The sequence below is a fragment of the Herpetosiphon sp. genome, assembly GCF_003512625.1.
Lineage (GTDB): Bacteria > Chloroflexota > Chloroflexia > Chloroflexales > Herpetosiphonaceae > Herpetosiphon > Herpetosiphon aurantiacus.
On record NZ_DOPT01000029.1, the window covers coordinates 118,965 to 138,451 of the forward strand.

The following is a 19,487-nucleotide window of genomic DNA, read 5'->3' on the forward strand; positions in this document are numbered from 1 at the left end:
CAAACAGAAAGGTATCCCGCTGTGTTGAAACAATCTCGACTTTCTGCTGTGGTAGCGGCACTCCTCGTTGGAGTGCTGTTTGTGCTGCAAGGAAGTGGAGCCTTTGCCGCTCCAAAGCCTGTGCAGCAAGCCCAAACGTCGGCTGAACGCCCCATGGCTGCGCCACTTCTCGGCTCCAACGATGTGTTGTTGAGCGATATGGGCGGGGTTGGCAATGCTGATGGTAGCATTGCTGTGAACCCTGTGGTTGCCTATAACGTCACCGATAGCCAATATCTTTTGGTGTGGGAAGGCTTAGAAACCGCCACTGGCTCATTAAACTTGCATGGTCAATTGATCGATGCAGTGACCGGCCTCGAAATTGGCACGAATGACTTTTTAATTGCCGATGACGTTGATGCGAATGATGCTTATGGCAAACCGCAAGTCGTTTGGAATAGCGTCAACAACGAATATTTAGTCATTTTTGAAGGCGATAGCCAAGTTGCCGTCGGTCTTACCAATGAGCTTGAAGTCTATGCTCAGCGGGTTGCCGCCAACGGCAGCTTGATTGGTACGCCGTTGCGGGTCAGCCAAATGGGTACTGATGGCGTGAATACCGCCGATGCCTTTGAACCATCCGTTACCCATAACGCCACCAACAATCAATATGCGGTGGTTTGGTACGGCGATGATCTGGCTGGCGGTCGCATCGATGGTGAGTTTGAAGTCTATGTCCAGTTGCTTGGCTTTAGCGGCGGTAACCTGATTGAGGTTGGCGGCGATGTTAAAGTCTCCGATGTTGGCACAACTGGGAGTGCAACTATTCGCCCAGAAGACCCCAATATCGTTTGGAATAGTGCTGCCAACGAATATTTAGTTGTTTGGCGCTCCGACGATAGCGGCACCGACGGCGATTTTGATGTCTATGGCCAACGCTTAACTGCCGCCCTCGCCGAAGTTGGTGCAGACGATTTCTTGATCGCCAATAATGCCAATCAAGATTCGTTTGATGTGAATGTTGGCTACAATCCAACCAACAATCTCTATTTAGTGCTTTGGTCGGGCGATAACGTGGCCAACTCGGTCTATAACGTTTATGGACAGATCGTCAGCGGGGCAGGAGCGGTAACTGGTGGACTGTTGACCCTCTCATCAACCAACACCGGGGTTTCAACTGACCCAGTTATTACTTATAACTCGCGGGATAACCAGTTTATCATCGCGTGGATGGCTCCCAGCGCAGCTGGCAATACCGAGCGCGAAATCTTCACCCAAAAAATCAATGCTGCAACGGGTGCACGCATCGCCCCCAATGATGTGCAAGTCAGCGATATGGGGCCAAATGGTAACGATAATTTCTTTGCCAATGGCTTTATTGGAATTGCCTACGCTGGCCAGACCCTCAACCATACCTTAGTTGTTTGGGGTGGGGCTGACAATCGTGATGGTCAAACTACTGGCGAATCAGAAATTTTTGGCCAATTGATTACGCCAATTCTGAATGTACGCAAAACCATCACCAGCAATATTACCAACCTCGATGCCTTCGACACGCTAACCTATCAAATCGAAGTTGAACATGCCACGATTGTTGAAGGCGCTGATACGGTTTCGTTGAGTTTGGCCGATGCTTTTAATCTCAACCTGACCGATGATTTACCAGCCCAACTGAATAGCCCCACGATTGTCAGTGCGCTTGTTAGTGATGGGGCAAACAGCACCAATGTTGCTGGCAACCTCTCGGTTGGTAGCGGCGATCTGGCAACCTCAACCCCATTTGGCTTACGCTACCGCTCCAATGGCAACAACAGCGAAAAATTAACCTTGGTGCTGAACACCAAAGTTGCCAATACAAGCGTTGCTGGCGCAATTTTCGGCAATACTGCCAATGCAACGTGGAGCAATACCAGCTTACTTGGCAGTGTTACAGGCTTGACTGATAGTAGCGCGAATGTGAACGCCACGATGGCCCGCGCCTTTACCGTCAGCAAATCGAGCCTTGAAACTGAGGCGTTGATTAACCAAGATGTTACCTATCATCTTGACGTTGGCGTGATTGAAGGAACGACCAATAGCTTACAATTTGTCGATACCCTGCCTGCGAACACCAGTTATGTGCCAGGCTCAATTAACGTTAGTAATAGCAATGGAATGACGATCAATGGCTTAATTGCCAATGTCAGTGGCCAAACCTTAACGATCAATGCAAGCAGTGTCGTCAATCCAGGCAATGTTGATAACGGCGCAACCGCTGATAGCGATGTATTCCGTTTATCCTATCAAGTAAAAGTGCTTGATGTGCCAGCCAATGTCAGCGGCGTGGTTTTGACCAATAGTGTCAATGCTTCGGCTAGCCCCGGCCAAGTTGATAATGGCAACACTCATAACCTGACGATTGTTGAACCATTTTTGGATGTAAGCAAAACCATCGTTGGCGTATCAACCGCTGTTGATGCTGGCGATACGGTGCGCTACCAGATTCGGGTCAGCCATACCGCTGCCAGCACCGCCCAAGCTTATGATGTGAGTGTAGTTGATAATTTACCTGCGGTGCTTGGCTCACCAGTGGTTGAATCAGCAACAATCAGCGACGGTGCAACCAATACCGACGTGACCAGTAATTTCACAATCAATGGCTCTGGTCAACTTTCAACCACAACAGCCACTAATCTTAATATCAATACCAATGGTCCAAATGATCAATCCTTGACAATTGTTGTACGCGGCGTTGTCAATAATACAGTTGCCCCTGGCGCAACGATTGCCAATACTGCCAATATTACCTGGCGTAATGCAACGTCGCTCCAGCGCTCAAATTATAACGATTCGAGCACTGCACCGAATATTACGGTTCCAGCGCCGTTTACCGTGACCAAATCGGTGATTGCAGGTAGCACACCTACGATTGGCAGCCTTGTTACCTATCAATTAACCGTCACAGTCTTAGAAGGTACAACCAGCAATATTCAGCTGGTCGATACCTTACCTGCTGGGATGAGTTATGTAACTGGTTCATCCTCACTCAATGCCAATGGGATGACCATAGCGACCGTAACTGTCTCACCTGTCGGTCAGGTAGTGACCTTTAGTACAGCAAGTGTCGTCAACCCCGGCAACTCCGATGCTCCAAACATTATGGATACTGATAGCTTTACAATTACCTATCAGGCTCGGGTTAACGATGTGCCTGGCAACGTTGCTGGGACGGTATTAGCCAATGATGTTGATGCAACTGCTGATGGCGTTGCAGCCGATAACAACAACTCGGTGAGTGTTACGGTGCGTGAGCCACTCTTGTCGATTGATAAGAGCATCACGACCAGCACTGCCGGGGTTGATGCTGCGGATACCGTGCGCTATCGAATTGAAGTCTTCCCTCAAGCAGCAAGCAATGCCAACGCCTTTGGTCTCAATATCACCGATGATATGCCGGCTGCCTTGCAAGGTACGGTGATTGAAAGCGCGACGATTAGCGATGGCGCAACCAATACCGATGTTGCCAGTAACTTCAGCATCAATGGCAGCGGCGATTTGGTCACGCTTACCCCAGTAGACTTAGCGCTGAATACCAACGGGCCGAGCGATCAAGTTTTGGTGATTGTAATGCGCGGCACGGTTCGCAACACCGTCAACCCAGGTGGCACAATTGCCAATGCTGCCACTGTGGTATGGCGCAATAGCGAAAACCTGCAACGCGCCAGCTACACTGCCACCGATCTTGCGCCAAGCATCACGATTCCGGCCAGCTTTAGTGTTACCAAGACGGTTGCAGCACCAGGCACAAACGTTGCCGTCGGCGCAACTGTTACCTATCGCTTAAGTACAACCGTGATCGAAGGCACGACCAATAATCTGCAATGGGTTGATACCTTGCCCGCTGGTATGAGCTATGTACCAGGTTCAGCAACCGTTGAAACCGCCAATGGCATGACTATCCCTAGCCTGAACGTCTCATTAAGCGGTCAAGTACTGACTATCGGTGCTAGCAGTGTAACCAACCCGGGTAACGTTGATAATGCTGCTGCTGCTGATACTGATAGCTTCACGATTACCTATCAGGCTACGGTCAATGATGTTGCTGGCAATGTTACTGGCACGGTGCTAACCAATGACGTTGATGCAACTGCTAATCCAGGTTTGAGCGACAACAATAACTCCGCCAGCATTACCGTGGTTGAACCACTCTTGGCGATTGATAAGGCACTCACGACCAGCGCGGTTGGAGTTGATGCAGGCGATACCGTGCGCTACCGCATTGAAGTCTCGCCACAAGCTACTAGTGACAGCAATGCCTTTGACCTTAATATTAGCGATGATATGCCCGCTGGCATTATAAATATGGTGATTGAAAGTGCCACAATTAGCGATGGTGCAACCAATACCGATGTTGCCAGTAGCTTTAGCATCAACGGCAGCGGCGATTTGGTCACGCTTACGCCGCCAGACTTGTTGCTCAACACCAATGGCACCAACGATCAACGCCTAACGATCGTTGTAGCTGGCCAAGTACGCAACCAGATTAATCCAGGTGGCTCGATTGCAAACGCTGCAACCGTGACCTGGCGTAATAGTGCTGGTGTCCAACGGGCCAGCTACACGGCGACCGCTCTTGCGCCAACAATTACCGTTGCCAACAACTTTAGCGTCACCAAAACGGTAGTTGCACCTGGCCCTGAAGTTGGGGCTGGAGCAACTGTCACCTACCGTTTGAGCACAACCCTGATCGAAGGTACAACCGATAATATTCAGTGGGTTGATACCTTGCCTGTTGGCATGACCTATGTACCAGCTTCGGCAGTGATTGAAAATGCCAACGGCATGACGGTCAATGGCTTTGCCGCCAATATCAGCGGCCAAGTACTCACCATCAGCACTAGCAGCGTGGTCAATCCAGGCAACGTGGATAATGCAGCGGTTGCTGATACCGATAGCTTTACGATTACCTATCAGGCAACCGTAGCAGGCAACGCCACCAGCGGTACATTGCTTACCAACGATGTTGATGCGAGTGCCGACCCAGGCTTGAGCGATACCAACAATCAAGTTACGGTAACGGTGGTTGAGCCAGAACTCAACATCAGCAAGACGATCAATTCAGTTACAACTGGGATCGACGCTGGTGATGAAGTACGCTATTTCATCAAGGTGCAGCCAACCGCAGGTAGCGGAGCCAACGCCACCAGTGTGATGATTACCGATACCTTGCCCAGCCAATTGACTGCTACCAGCATTCTCTCGGCAACGATCAGTGATGGGGCAACTACCACCAATGTTGCTGGCAACTTCACAATTGTTGGTGGCCAATTACGCACCACTGGCAACCTTGGATTGGATCTCAACACTAATGGAGCTAACGACCAAGTGTTGACCTTGATGGTTCGTGGCTTAGTGGCAGACTCAACTACGCCACTCAGCACGATCAACAATACTGCCGACCTTACATGGCGTAACCCGGGCGGTGTCTTCAATGCCAACTATAACGATAGTGCCACGACTCCCACGATCAATGTGGCGAGCACATGGACAGTTGGTAAGTTTATTGTTCCGCCAATCACCCAAGTCAGCATCGGTCAAGTCGTAACCTACACCGTTAGCACGACCGTGATTGAAGGTACAACCCTCAATCCAGTCTGGGTTGATACGATTCCAACTGGTATGAGCTATGTGCCAGGTTCGGCGCAAATCTCGAATGCCAACGGCGTGACGATCAACGATTTCAGCGTCGCGCTCAGCGGCCAAACCCTGACGATTAGCGCAACCAGTATCGTCAACCCCGGCAATACCAACAATGCTGGCAACGTTGATATCGACACCTTCTTGATGACCTATCAAACAGTCGTCGGTAATGTCGCTGGTGGCACGGTTTTGACCAACGACCTTGATTCAAGCGCTAGCCCAAGCTTGGTCGATAACAATAATCAAGTGTCGGTGACCGTGGTTGAGCCAACCTTGAGCGTGGTCAAGACCATCACTACCGCGACAGGTGGCGTTGACGCTGGAGACACGGTACGCTACCAAATTCGCGTAGCTCACGTGCCAAGCAGCAACAATAATGCAACCTCGGTCTTGCTGACTGACACCTTGCCATTACAACTCCAAAACCTGACGCTGGTTTCAGCGATTGTCAGCGATGGTGCAACCAGCACCAATGTTTCTGGTAATTTCTCACTCAGCGGTGGTGTGCTCCGAGTAACTGGCAATCTCAATCTTTTGATCGATACCAATGGCTCGAACGATCAGGTACTGACAGTGATTGTTCAAGGCACAGTGCGCGATCTGATTACGCCAGACTCGACAATTGACAATTCAGCAACCACAACTTGGTCGAACGCTAGCGGAGTTAGCCGCCCAGTCTATACGGCAACGGGTTCCGCCCCAACCATTACTGCTCCAAGTGTTTGGAGCGTGACGAAGGCGATTTCGCCAGCAGTTAGTACGGTTTCGCCAGGCCAAGTGGTTGAATACACCTTAACTACGACGGTACTGGAAGGCACAACGACCAACCCTCGCTGGGTCGATACCTTGCCTGTTGGTATGAGCTATGTTGCTGGTTCAGCCCAGGTGCTCGATGCCAATGGCATGACGATCAATGGCTTTAGCGCTAACGTAAGCGGCCAAACATTAACGATTGCGGCCAGCAGCGTGGTCAACCCAGGCAATGTCAATAACGCCGCAGCAACCGATAGCGATAGCTTTGTGATTCGCTACCGAGCCATGGTTGATAACGACGTAAGCCTTGGCACAACCTTGACCAACGACGTTGATGCAACCGCCGATCCAAGCCTAAGCGACAACGACAATTCGGTTAGCGTGACTGTGCGCGAACCCGACTTGACGCTAAGTGTTGCTGAAACCAGCGATGCTCAACTCGAAGCAGGCGATCCAATCACCTTTGTCGTAACGGTCAACAATCCTGCTGGAGCCAATGCACAGGATGCGAACACGGTTGCAATTACTAGCAGCTTTACCAGCAACCTCAGCAACTTGAACATTGTGAGCGCCCAACAAACTGGCGGGGCAACTGGTGGTAGCTTTACAATTGTTGGCAACAACCTGCAAACCAATACCCCAGCAAGCATGCCAATTGGCTCGCAAATTGTCTTGACGATTAGTGCTGAAGTTAACAACACTGCTGCTCCGGCTAGCTTGGCTGGCATGCAAAGCGGCGTAACTTGGCGCAACGCAGCCGATGTAAGCTTGCCACGCTATAGCAAGACCGATAGCATTGATGCGTCGATTGCTTCGTTCTTTACAGTAACCAAAGCAATTGTGCCAGCAGCGAGCACGGTTTCAGCTGGCCAGACCGTCACCTATACCCTCGAAGTTGAGGTGATTGAAGGCAGCACCAGCAATATCGTGCTAACCGATACCTTGCCAGTTGGCATGAGCTATGAAGTTGGCTCAGGAGCAATCTTGAGCAATGGCGGAATCACGCTGAATAACTTTACGGTGACCAGCGTAGGCCAAACGGTGATCTTCCGCGTCGATCCAGCGACCAATCCTGGTAGCTACCCAGGCGATGGCCTCGATACCGATAACTTTAGTTTGGTCTATCGTGCAACCATCGGCCAAAACGTGCCTTCGGGTACAGCCTTGACCAACAATGTTGATGCAACGGCTAGCCCCAACCTGAGCGATAACGATAACTCGGTCACGGTAACCGTGGTTGAGCCTGACCTCAACATCAATTTGAGCAAACTTACGGCTGATGGTGGCGTAGATGCCGCCGATAGAATCCGCCAACAACTGGTGATTAGCCATACCACCAACAGCTTGGCCTCGGCCTATGATGTTGATTTGAATGTTGACTTGCCAGCAAGCTTTGGTACGCCAACCTTGATCTCGGCGATTGTCAGCGATGGTGCAACCAGCACCAACTTTAGTGGTAATTTGGGCTTCGATGCCAACGGTGATTTGATCAACACTGGCAACATTAATCTCTTGATCAATACCAATGGCAACAACGACCAACGACTGACCGTGATTGTGGAGTACACGCTGCCCAATAGCATCAACCAAGGTGCAACGGCAAGCAGCGAAGGATCAATCACCTGGAAGAATGTTAGCGGTTCGCAATTACCAAGCTTCACTGCTGACAGCAATGTGTTGGATTACAGCGTAGCAACCAGCTTCGCGCTTGAAAAAGCCGTGGCGAACACCAGCATTGCAAGCACAGTTGGCAACCAAGTGACCTTCGGCGAAGTTGTGACCTACGTCTTAACCGCAACCGTACTCGAAGGTACAACCAATAACTTAAGCTTTGTTGATAGCCTGCCAGTTGGTTTGACCTATGTCGCTGGTTCGGCCAGTGTAGCTAACGCCAACGGAATGACTGTCAATGGCTTGACCGCTAACCTCAGTGGCCAAACTTTGACAATTGCTGCCAGCAGCGTGGTCAACCCAGGCAATGTCAACGATGCTGATACGATCGATAGTGATAGCTTTACGATTACCTACCAAGCAACCGTCGATGGCAGCAGTAGCGTGGTACGTGGCGCAAAACTGCTGAATAGCGTCAATGGTAGCGCCGACCCAAGCTTGACCGATACGGTCAATACTGCCACCGTCGATGTCGCTGAACCAACCTTGACCATCGTGAAGGCAGTTGATGACAGCACACCTGACTTTGGTCAAGTGCTCGATTACACCTTGACGATTGAACACACCGCCCAAAGCAATTCGATTGCCTATGATCTGCTGGTTGCAGATAGTTTACCAACTGGTTTGAGTGCGGTTGCTGGTTCACTGAGCGTTATCTCAGGTCCAGCTCCAACCAGCTTTGTAATCAATGGCTCAACGATCGAAGCAACCTTCGCTAGCTTCGCAACTGGCTCAACCACAGTATTAGGCTACCAAGCCCGTGTTGCTTCGCCACCAGCTTTGGCAATTGGCGCAAGCTTGGTCAACGAGGTTGATCTCACCTGGACTTCGGCCAGTGGCACGGTCAACTTAGAACGCAGCTACAACGCTAGCGATGATGTAACCGTCACGCTAACCAGCGTCGATTTGGCAATCAGCAAGCAAGTTACACCAAGTGTTGCAACGCCAGGTACGCCAGTCACCTTTACCATCCATTTGACCAACACTGGCAACCTGCAAACCAGCAACATCGTCTTGACCGATATTGTCTCGCCATTGCTGACCAATGTGAATGTGAGCAGCCAAGGCCTGACGATCACCGATACGGGAGCCAACCCAAGTTACGTTTGGACGGTCAACGATCTTCCAGCGGGCGCAAGCGGTTCGATTCAAATTTCGGGGATTATCAGCCCAAGCTTGGCAAGCGATACAACCTTAATCAACAATGTCAGTGTCAGCGATGATATTGACCAACTGTTGGCCAACAATAGTGCTAGCGCGATTGTGGCCTTGGTTGTGCCACGCATCAGCTTCAGCCTCAACAATTACGAGGTGGTCGAAGCAACGGGCAGCGCAACCGTAACCGTTCAACTAAACGCGCCAAATCCAAATAGCGCAGTTCAGGTAACCTTTGCCACCAGCAATGGTACGGCAACGCTCAGCGATTACACCCCAGTCACCCAAACGCTGACCATCCCACAAGGTCAAACCAGCGTTCAAGTGATTGTGCCAATCATTGATGATAGCACCTATGAACTGAACGAAACCATCTTGTTGAGTTTGACCAACCCAGCTGGGACAGCCTTCGGCACACCAATCACCAGCACAATCACAATCATCAACGACGATCGAGCCTTGGTCTTCATCCCAATGGCGACCAAACCAGCTTCGGTTGACGTAGTGGTTGATAGCATTCAAGTACTGAATGGCACAGTCCGCGTCACAATTCGCAACACAGGTTCGGAGCCACTGTCGGGCGGCTATTGGGTTGATGCCTATATCAATCCATTCCAAGCGCCAACCGCAGTCAACCAACCATGGAATAGTATTAGTCTCTTCGGGATGGCATGGGCAGTTCCAACCAATGCACCGGTGCTAGCGCCGAATGCAACCTTGACATTAATCAGCGGTGGCCAATACTATCGCTCAGATTTGAGCTTCGTGCCACCAGGCCAACTCAGTGCTGGCAGTCGGATCTACGCCCAAGCCGATTCGTTTGGCTTGACCAACTATGGCGCGATTCTGGAAACTCACGAAATCAATGGTGGAACCTACAACAATATTCGCGGGCCATACATTGTGCCTGCCAACACCACCTTGGTCTTTGATGAGCAACGCCCAAGCACCCCAGAAGATTTGACTGGCGTGCCAGAACGACCATTACCACGCTAAACCCAAATGAACGCTTAACGGAAGTCACGGGGCAGTACTACTGCCTCGTGATTGTTTTAACCGCAGGAGTAAATCTCAGTACTAACCAAGAAGGGGACTACAGATTGACATATGTATAAGCTAGTTATGTTACTATGGCAAACAGATTCGGGAGGTTGCCATGGAACTAACAGGCACATTCAACAGCTTTCCTTTACGCGAATTACTCGAACTCATGCAACAAAGCTCAATGTGTGGCGAGCTTGAAATTGTCGGCAAACATGGACGTGGCTTGATCCTGACCCGCGATGGGTTGGTGCGCCACGCTGAATATAACGATAAAGTTGGGCCAGAGGCAGTTTGGCTGCTATTTGAAGAACCCAATGCTGAATTCGCGGTGCGCGATTTACGTGAGCTAACCCAAGAAACCATGCTCTCGGATGCAATGAGTTTGTGTGACGAGGCTGAGGATCGCGCTCGTTCATGGAGTGAATTGCGTATTTTTATCCCTAGCGATAATGCGATTCCCTATATTCGCAATGGCGCAACGCCCAGCCAACCACTCGATTCGATGGCGGTGGCAGTAGCACGGACAATCAATGGTGAAAGCAGCATTCGCCAGATAGCTGAACGTTTGATCATCGAGCCAATTGATGTTTCACGGGCAATTGTTCGCTTGATCAAAGCTGGCGTAGTGGCAATTATGGGGGTTGATCCTGCTAAAAGCTTAGAAACCAAGGTGTTGGAGCCAACAACTGCCTCAATGCCCTTGGCTAGCTTAACGCCAACCCTAACCCCAGCCAAACAACCTGAGTTGACGACGGCTCCACTGCCAACCCAACCAGCAGCAACGCCAACGAGCGATATTAGTCGCCCAAATCAAGGTGGTCTGCTTGGTCGTTTGGCTCAAGGCCCAGTCCGCCGCTAAACAATATTGCAACAGCTTCCTTGATTGGCTACAGTGCTCCCGTGCTATAGCCAATTTGTTTAATGAACGTTAACACAGCGGCACAGAGTTTATCAGGGATCAGGGATCAGGATTCAGCCTCGCATTGCCAAGCTGATTCCTAACCCCTGATCCCTGATCCCTCGGCCTTCGTGGATCACCTACATACCCAACAAGGTTTTGACCGCCTGATAATAATCGACCAAGCCATCGATGCTGACCCACTCGTCGTCGGTATGCAAGCCTGCACCTTCTGGCCCCCAACAGACCGCTGGAATTCCGGCATCGCTGTAGAAGCGGGCATCGGAGCCAAAATGCTCGCGGAAGAGTTGGGCTTGGCGACCAAGGCTGGATTGTTGTGCATCAACAATGCGTTGTAAGTTTGGCTCCTCGGCTGGCGTATTTAGGGCCGTGCCACGATGCAAAATCTGCACATTGGGATTGGGTTCGCTGCTCGTTGCAAAGGCTTGCTTCACGTTATCAATCACCGCATCAGCACCTTCTTCGGGTGTCCAGCGAATATCAAGATTCAGTTGGGCATTGGCTGGAATCCGATTGCCAGCATCGCCGCCTTTGATAATCGAAGGCGTAACCGTAGTGCGCCAAATTTCTTGCGCAGGCGTTGGATAATATTCGTACAAACGCCCAAGGCCACTTGCCAAACGCTCAATCGGATTCACGCCTTCCCAAGGCCGCGAACCATGGGCTGGCACGCCTGGTTGCTCAACTGCCAGCCATAAAATGCCCTTGGCTCCATGACAAATATTCAGGTTGGTCGGCTCGCCAGCAATAAATAAATTAGCCTGCCAGCCTTCATCACGCAATAAGGCTGTGCCATTTGCTCCGCCAATTTCCTCATCGGTCACAAATTGAAAGCTTACGTTAGGGCGTTGCTCAGCAGGCAATTGGGCAATTTCTTTAATAATTTCAATGTAGACCGCCGCCGATCCCTTCATATCTTGCGTGCCACGACCATACAATTTGCCATCATGCTCGAAGGCGTGCCATTGCTCAGGGCGGGCTGGCACAACATCCAAATGGGCATTCAAAATAAGATCGCTGCGCAGTTCTTGGTTGAAATTGACCACCAACATTGGGTAGCCATTAGCATCGCGATGATGCAACAACGCCGCTGGATAATCGGCTAATTCAGCCACCACCAGATCGATCACTGGCTGCAAATCGCGTTTTTCGGCGGAAACACTGGGAATCGCCACCAAGCGCGTGGTCAGATCAACCAAACTTGTACGGATTGACACACAGAACCCCTTTCGATAAACCTGACTGTATTGTAGCAAAAGCCCCAGCGCAACACGCTAGGGCTAAGGGTTGAATCTTGATTATTCGTTAATTTAGCGACCTGGACGTGCCCCGACCAGCACTTGCACATCACGGGTGCGGCCATTGCCCTCGGCCACCGTAACCGTCATCCGATCACCTGGTTGGGTGGTTAATTCTAAGAGCGTGATCAGATCGCCAGCTTCAAGCATTGGCTCACCATTAACCGAGACAATCACATCGCCCACTTGCAAGCCAGCCTCGGCAGCAGGGCCATTGTAGAGTTGGGTAATAATAATGCCTTTGCTTGGTAAATTATTAACTTCAGCAAAATAGCTATCAACGCTACTTACCGCCGCGCCAAAGAATGGATGCGTATAGCTGCCATCGCGAATAATCGCTGGGGCCACCAGCTTAACCAAATTAATCGGCACTGCAAAACCCAAGCCAATATTCGCGCCCCGCCCCGATGGGTCGAGAATAAAGGTATTGACCCCAATTACTTGGCCTTGGCTGTTGAACAATGGCCCGCCCGAATTGCCTGGGTTAATCGCCGCATCGGTTTGCAACACCCCAGGAATTGAAAAGGTACTGCCGCCACCCTCATTCTTGGCTCCACGAATCGCACTAATAATCCCCGCAGTCGCGGTACGATTTTCACCATAGGGATTCCCAATCGCTACCACCACATCGCCAACTTGCACCGCCGCCGAATCGCCAAACTCAACAGGAATCAGAATAGCAGGATCAGGATTACGCATTTTAATTACTGCCAAATCTGAATCGCTATCAACGCCAATCACATCGGCGATCCCTGCATCACCATCGATAAAATTGACTAACACGCTGCGGCTGCTGCCAACAACGTGATTGTTGGTGACAATATGGCCCTGTTTATCGATCACAAAACCTGTTCCGAGCGATTCGCCTTGCTCACTTTGCACGTCAATTCGCACCACCGAAGGATTACCGCGATTGTAAACGGCCCGAATCACATTGCTATAGGCATCAACGCCAGCCTGATTAACAGGCATTTGGGCAGCAGCGGTGGCCAATGGTCCAGTTGAAGGCACAGCGGCAGCATCAACCACACTTGGCTGAGCCGTAGAAGCTTGATTGACCACATCGCAACTAACCATCAATAGCATGCCCAGCAATAGACCACTCAGCATCCAACCCAAACGATCACGAAGCTGCATACAACCTCCAAATAACAAAACATCGGGAATCTAGAGCGAGTATAGCAAAAGCAGCGCCATCCTCCTACGGTCAAAGTTGGCTATAATTGTCCTAATCCATATGCCACAATTGTCACTCGTTGTCGCTAGGACAATCTGTTAGAACACATACTATTGGTTTATTGCTCCACAAGGATGGCTCTATGTTTGGTTCATTTATCGCCCGTCACTTCGATTTTCGGCCAGTTGCGGCACGCCAATGGGTTCAATTGATCTTTGGCTTAAGCATGTATGGCCTTGCGATTAGCTTTATGATGCAGAGCCATTTTGGGTTGGGGCCGTGGGATCTCTTTCATCAAGGGATTAACAAACTAACTGGCCTGAAAGTTGGTTTGGTTAGCGAACTGGTGGGCTTTGCACTGATGGCAATGCTGCTGGTGGTTGATATTCGCTTTGGTTGGGGCACAATCAGCAACATTATTTTGATTGGGCTAGTCACCGACCTCACTATGCCATTTATTCCTGCGGTAAGCTCATGGCCATGGCAGTTGGGCTACTATCTGGTTGCCTTGCTCCTATGTGGTATTGGCATCGGAGCCTATATCGGAGCCAATATGGGAGCCGGCCCACGCGATAGCTTTATGTTGTTTTTGGTGCGCCGTTTCAATTGGCCAGTACGCCATGTACGCACTGGAATCGAGCTTTCAGTGTTATTTTTGGGCTGGATCATGGGCGGCGACGTAGGCTGGGGCACGTTGCTATTCGCGGTTAGCATTGGGCCTGCGGTGCAATGGGGCTTGAAATTGTTCAAAGCCTTGCCACATTCAGTCAAACCTGAGCCGAGCATGACCGAGCCAGTTGAAACTGCACCTTCAGTTTAACCTTGGCCCGACAAAAGGACGCTCTCTGGCTCATTGGATGATTGATGCTTCCTAGCTGCCATAGAAACGTCCTTTTGTTATGGATATCGAGGCGTACTCCTCGGTCGGCTAGCTGAACTATGAGCTAAGATTCTAAAGCGCTCAGGCAACTTACAATAAAGCAGCCTTCAAGCATGCCAACGAATCAATCAAAGCAGCATCAGTATCACGCCCGTAACCACCTGATTTGGGCAAACCACCAATTTCTAAGATGGCCGGGCCATGAAAATTGGCAGCAACCAAAGTTTGGCAATAGGTTGGAATATCAATTGTTCCCATACCCAAAGGCAGGTGGCAATTAACTTCAGGCAAAGGCGTATCGGAGATATGCAGCATACTCATGCGCGGAATTAATTGTAAAAATCCAGCTAAATCCTCTGGCAAGGTATGATTGAAATCCCAGACAAAGCCTAAATCTGACACAGCATCCAAGAGTTGGCGGCATGCTTGCGGCGTGGTAAACAAGCGCAAGATGGGATCGTTGTGCTCAAAGCCAAATTTAAAGCCATGCTGCTGAGCCAAGGCTACCCCAGCCGCAAATTGGGGTTGCAAGCCAATTTCAAGCTCAGCAACATGTTGAAATTCCAGCACTGGCTGATTGTTCAGATGCCAATGCACATATTTACAACCCAAGCCAGTAATCGCAGGCAAATTAGCTTCGAGCACTTCGAATGGCGTTTGACCTGTTGCAGCCCGACCAGTAGCATCAATTTGCAGATTGATTTCCATTACCGCCGTAATTTGCTTAGTTTCAAGTTGTTGCCGAATGCTAGCAAAATCGGCTCCCAAGGCGGCAACTTGTAGGCCTGCTGGCTTGCCCTGAAACTGAATACTGGCAAAACCACTGGCAGCTGCAAAATCAATTTCATCACGGGCTGGTCGCCAATTTTGCTCGAAAAAACGCCCATTCAGGCCAATTTGTAAACTCATCGAAGTATTCCTTACTAAATCAATTGGTTGATTAAAGAGATATGCTGGAGTTTCGGATTCGGACTAAAGACCGATCACGCTGCTTGATGGTTTGTGCTATCCTAGGCGCACTTAATGGATTATAGTTTGGAAGACGATTATGGTTTTCAATGCATTCATGGGCGTGATTCACGCACGGAAAGGGTTCAACAAAGGCGCAGACAGGATAGCTGCGCCTAAAATCTGAACCATTTGCGATTGAAACCAAATGATTAAGACTAGGGGCAGCATTATGCGCCCCTAGTCTTTTTTGATGCTCGTGCATAGTGCTGCCCCCGATTTTGGAGGTTGCCCAATGATTATCGCTAGCGCTCAGGATGTTCACTACAGCATTGGTGGTCGAAGTATTCTCAACGGCCTAAATTGGGAAATTCACGAACACGCCCGCATCGGCTTGGTTGGCTCGAATGGTGCAGGCAAATCGACGTTGCTGCGCTTATTGGCAGGCTTTGAAACGCCGACGGCTGGCCACATTAGCACACGGCGCGGATTACGCATTGCCTACCTTTCGCAGCATATCGTGGGCGATCAGCGCACACCGTTGCAAACCGTCATGGCCGCCCGCCCTGATTTGACTGAGCTTGAAGCCCAAATTCAGGCCTGCGAAAACCAACTAGGCGAGCCAGTGATCGCCAACGATCTTCAGCGGATGAATCAGGTTTTAGAGCGTCACAGTCGCCTATTGAACCAATTCGAGGAGCTGGGTGGCTCAATGCTCTATAACGATGCTCGTGGCTATTTACAGCAATTTGGCTTCGATGGCAACGATCTGAATTTGCCAACCAACTCGCTCAGCGGCGGCCAACGCAAAATGATCGGCTTGGCTAGCTGTTTGATTCAACGCCCTGATTTATTGCTGCTCGACGAGCCAGAGACCCACCTCGATTTGAACCGCCGCGAGTTTTTAGAGACGACAATTCGTGAGTTTGCTGGGGCGGTGGTGATTGTCGCCCACGATCGCTATTTGCTCGATGAAACCATCACCAGCGTTGTGCATTTGGAAGCTGGCAAAACTAGCCTCTGGCTTGGCAATTATTCGACCTACGCCGTCAATCGCCAATTGGCTTTGCAACGCCAGCAGCAAGATTTTATGGCGCAACAAAAGGAAATTAATCGCTTAGAAGAAGCAATTAAGCGCTTTCAATTGTGGGCATCGTTAGTTCCCAACGAGCGCCATATCAAGCAGGCGCGGGTCAAGCAAATGCAGATTGATAAGATGGATAAAGTTGAAAAGCCCGTGTTGGAGCGGCGCAAAGTCGGCTTGAGCCTACGCTCCGAGCAACGTGGCGGCCAAAAAATCATCGATCTACGTGATGTCAGTATGAGCTTTGGCGACGATTTAGTGCTTCTGGGAATTGAACAAACCATCTGGCGCGGCGAACGGGTTGGGATCGTCGGCCAAAATGGCGCGGGCAAAAGTCTGCTTGGTAAGTTGATGCATGGGCAATTTGAGCCAAGCGATGGCATGGTTTGGGTTGGCCCATCGATCGAAATTGGCTATTTTGCCCAAGGCGTTGAGACGCTTGATCATAGCCAAACGCCGATTGATGTAGTACGCCTCACGCGTTCGATGTACGAGGGCCAAGCGGTGGCATTTTTAGGTGGATTTTTGTTTAGTTATGCTCAATGTCGCCAAAGCATCGGCTCGCTTTCTGGTGGCGAACGGGCACGCTTGCAATTAGCATTGTTGATGTTAGCCAAACCCAATTGTCTAATTCTTGATGAGCCGACCAACCATTTAGATATTGATTCGGTCGAAGTCTTGGAAGATGCCCTAGAACGCTACGACGGCACAGTGATTGTGATTTCGCACGACCGCTACTTTCTTGATCGCGTGGTTGATCGAGTTTGGGCTGTCAATGATGGTAGCATCAAAGCTCACCTTGGCGGCTACAGTGCTTGGCGTGAAGCTAGTAAAGCCCCGCCAGCGCCCATTATCGAGCCGGTAGTGGTTAAGACTAAGGCCAAAGTTAAACGATAGAAGGGATGAAGAACATAGAACATAGAGCATAGAACATAGGGATTGGAAATCAGGCTAGAGGCTTTGGGCTATGGGAACATCATTCGTGCAATTCGTGGCTAAAAACATCCTTCGCTTCGTGTTCTTCGTGCTCTTCGTGGATCAAATTTAACTGAACCCTAAAAAACAACCCCAGCCTTAGAACCGAAGCTCCGAGGCTGGGGGAGAAGAACCGGACACCAAAGGCTAAAAACTTTAGCGCTTGGTGTATTGTTTGGCGCGGCGAGCCTTGACCAAACCTGGTTTCTTACGTTCCTTTTTACGAGCGTCGCGGGTCAAGAGGCCAGCAGCCCGCATAATTGGCTTGAATGCTGGATCTGCATCGACCAACGCGCGAGCAATACCGTGGCGCACAGCTTCGGCGCGGCCAGTATCACCACCGCCACGAACCTTGATCAACACATTGAACGAGCCAAGTTGATTGGCAGCCAACAACGGTTGGCGAATCAATTGTTGATACAAAGCGCGACCGCCGAAGAATTCTTCTGAGGTGCGGCCATTGACCACAAATTCGCCAGTGCCAGGATACAAGCGTACCCGAGCCACGGCGGTCTTGCGGCGACCAGTGCCTTGGAAATAGCGTTGTTCACTCATCGTTATTAACCTTTCACCGCATAGACTTTAGGTGATTGTGATGCATGAGGATGGCTCTCACCAGCATACACCTTCAGTTTTTTGATAATATGGCGGCTCAAGCGATTGCGTGGCAACATGCCTTTTACCGCGAAGTAAATGATCCGCTCGGGGTGGGTTTGCATCATCACTTTATAAGCGGTGCGCTTCAAACCACCAGGGAAGTTCGAGTGTCGATAGTAAATTTTTTGGTTAGCTTTATCGCCGGTAACGCGAATTTTCTCAGCGTTGACCACGATCACAAAATCGCCGCCATCCATGCTTGGCGTATAGGTTGGCTTGTGTTTGCCGCGAATCAGGGTTGCAATTTGGGTCGCGAGCCGACCAAGCACCTGATTTTGTGCATCGACGACCAGCCATTCGCGCTGAATCTCCGAAGCTTTTTGGCTATAAGTCTTCATGCTGCTGAATTCCTCGTGTATGAATTGTGAATTATGCCACGCTGGCATGTTCACAAATCGTTGTAAGGTTGGCGATGAGAAGCGTTGGCAACCTGCCCGTATTCACATCGTTAGCCTTGATACGTCCGAAAATAGGTCGTGCCATCCCAGCGTGAACTTGTCGCCAATGGCTGAAGTGCTGGGTCATAGCCAATCGACTCTAAATACAACCCCTGTGGGGGCGCGGTTGGGCCTGCGTTACGACGGTCGCGACTGGCAATAATTGCCTGCCAAGCTTCCAATGAAAGCCGGCCATCGCCAACCATCAGCAACGTACCAACGATATTGCGCACCATATGCTTGAGAAAAGCATTGGCCTGCAAATGCAGGACAGTCACTGGGCGACCAAGCCACTCTGCGGGGCGTAATTGCGCCAACATACAGGTGCGAGTTGTCGAGCCTTCGTGACCAGCGCCAGCGAACGCCGCAAAATCGTGTGTGCCAATCAGGGTATCCAAGGCCGCCTGCATCGCCGCCCAATCTAGTTGATGATCGAGGCGCAGCACCCGCCCAGAGAGCGTAGCTGAAGGTGCAGGTGCACTATCAAAAACATAGCGATATGTTCGTTGACGGGCACTAAAGCGAGCGTGAAAGCCAGTTGGCATCTCCCATGCTTCGTGAACACTGATATCGGGCGGCGTAATGGCATTGATTGCCTTGGCAATTGTATCCAAACTGCGCGGCGTATCGCTCACGATATGGGCGACTTGGGCTAGGGCGTGAACTCCTGCATCGGTGCGACCGGCAAAAATCCAACGCCCAGTTTCGCTTGTTAATCGTTGCCAAGCGGTTTCTAACTCCGTTTGCACGGCGCGACCGCCTGGTTGCCATTGCGAGCCGCAAAAAGCAGTGCCGAGATATTCAAAACACAATGCTAAAGTACGGCTCATA

The 19,487-nt window shown here is 50.6% G+C and carries 10 protein-coding genes; 4 read left to right on the forward strand and 6 right to left on the reverse strand.

Annotated features, from left to right (window positions below):
• Positions 1–21 precede the first annotated feature (21 nt).
• Both DEF47_RS07090 and DEF47_RS07095 read left to right on the forward strand, forming a co-directional pair.
• Complete coding sequence (locus tag DEF47_RS07090; RefSeq protein ID WP_287045045.1) at positions 22–10,233, forward strand: beta strand repeat-containing protein; 10,212 nt, start codon at positions 22–24, stop codon at positions 10,231–10,233.
• A gap of 160 nt (positions 10,234–10,393) precedes the next feature.
• The gene (locus tag DEF47_RS07095) at positions 10,394–11,140 is read left to right on the forward strand and encodes a DUF4388 domain-containing protein (RefSeq protein ID WP_012192469.1); all 747 of its coding nucleotides are present in this window, start codon (positions 10,394–10,396) and stop codon (positions 11,138–11,140) included.
• 179 nt (positions 11,141–11,319) lie between these two features.
• Here DEF47_RS07095 and DEF47_RS07100 read toward each other — a convergent pair whose 3' ends face one another.
• Both DEF47_RS07100 and DEF47_RS07105 read right to left on the reverse strand, forming a co-directional pair.
• Positions 11,320–12,417, reverse strand: a complete 1,098-nt coding sequence (locus DEF47_RS07100; protein WP_012192468.1) for a M20 family metallopeptidase — start codon at positions 12,415–12,417, stop codon at positions 11,320–11,322.
• Positions 12,418–12,510: 93 nt separating this feature from the next.
• Positions 12,511–13,635 carry a S1C family serine protease gene (locus tag DEF47_RS07105; RefSeq protein WP_012192467.1) on the reverse strand — a complete coding sequence of 375 codons (1,125 nt, stop codon included), beginning with the start codon at positions 13,633–13,635 and terminating at the stop codon, positions 12,511–12,513.
• 182 nt (positions 13,636–13,817) lie between these two features.
• On the opposite strand from DEF47_RS07105, the gene DEF47_RS07110 reads away from it, so the two are divergent.
• A complete protein-coding gene (locus DEF47_RS07110; RefSeq protein ID WP_012192466.1) occupies positions 13,818–14,495 on the forward strand; it encodes a YczE/YyaS/YitT family protein in 678 nt (225 codons plus the stop codon).
• Positions 14,496–14,645: 150 nt separating this feature from the next.
• Here DEF47_RS07110 and DEF47_RS07115 read toward each other — a convergent pair whose 3' ends face one another.
• The gene (locus DEF47_RS07115) at positions 14,646–15,464 is read right to left on the reverse strand and encodes a sugar phosphate isomerase/epimerase family protein (protein ID WP_012192465.1); all 819 of its coding nucleotides are present in this window, start codon (positions 15,462–15,464) and stop codon (positions 14,646–14,648) included.
• A gap of 334 nt (positions 15,465–15,798) precedes the next feature.
• On the opposite strand from DEF47_RS07115, the gene abc-f reads away from it, so the two are divergent.
• Positions 15,799–17,484, forward strand: a complete 1,686-nt coding sequence (abc-f, locus tag DEF47_RS07120) for a ribosomal protection-like ABC-F family protein (protein WP_012192464.1) — start codon at positions 15,799–15,801, stop codon at positions 17,482–17,484.
• Between the two features lie 234 nt (positions 17,485–17,718).
• On the opposite strand, the gene rpsI is transcribed toward abc-f, so the two are convergent.
• The 3 genes from rpsI to truA all read right to left on the reverse strand — a co-directional run bounded on the left by rpsI (position 17,719) and on the right by truA (position 19,486).
• Positions 17,719–18,117: a 30S ribosomal protein S9 gene (rpsI, locus tag DEF47_RS07125; RefSeq protein WP_012192463.1), complete on the reverse strand. Its 399-nt coding sequence runs from the start codon at positions 18,115–18,117 to the stop codon at positions 17,719–17,721.
• 5 nt (positions 18,118–18,122) lie between these two features.
• Entirely contained in the window at positions 18,123–18,557 is a 435-nt protein-coding gene (gene rplM, locus DEF47_RS07130; RefSeq protein ID WP_012192462.1) for a 50S ribosomal protein L13, read from the reverse strand.
• Between the two features lie 110 nt (positions 18,558–18,667).
• A complete protein-coding gene (truA, locus tag DEF47_RS07135; protein ID WP_012192461.1) occupies positions 18,668–19,486 on the reverse strand; it encodes a tRNA pseudouridine(38-40) synthase TruA in 819 nt (272 codons plus the stop codon).
• Position 19,487: the final 1 nt, after the last annotated feature.

Coding starts and splice junctions, on each gene's coding strand:
- DEF47_RS07115 (WP_012192465.1), bottom strand. CDS start 15,464: ATGAGTTTACAAATTGGCCTGAATGGGCGTTTTTTCGAGCAAAATTGG.
- DEF47_RS07105 (WP_012192467.1), bottom strand. CDS start 13,635: ATGCAGCTTCGTGATCGTTTGGGTTGGATGCTGAGTGGTCTATTGCTG.
- rpsI (WP_012192463.1), bottom strand. CDS start 18,117: ATGAGTGAACAACGCTATTTCCAAGGCACTGGTCGCCGCAAGACCGCC.
- truA (WP_012192461.1), bottom strand. CDS start 19,486: ATGAGCCGTACTTTAGCATTGTGTTTTGAATATCTCGGCACTGCTTTT.
- DEF47_RS07095 (WP_012192469.1), top strand. CDS start 10,394: ATGGAACTAACAGGCACATTCAACAGCTTTCCTTTACGCGAATTACTC.
- DEF47_RS07110 (WP_012192466.1), top strand. CDS start 13,818: ATGTTTGGTTCATTTATCGCCCGTCACTTCGATTTTCGGCCAGTTGCG.
- rplM (WP_012192462.1), bottom strand. CDS start 18,557: ATGAAGACTTATAGCCAAAAAGCTTCGGAGATTCAGCGCGAATGGCTG.
- abc-f (WP_012192464.1), top strand. CDS start 15,799: ATGATTATCGCTAGCGCTCAGGATGTTCACTACAGCATTGGTGGTCGA.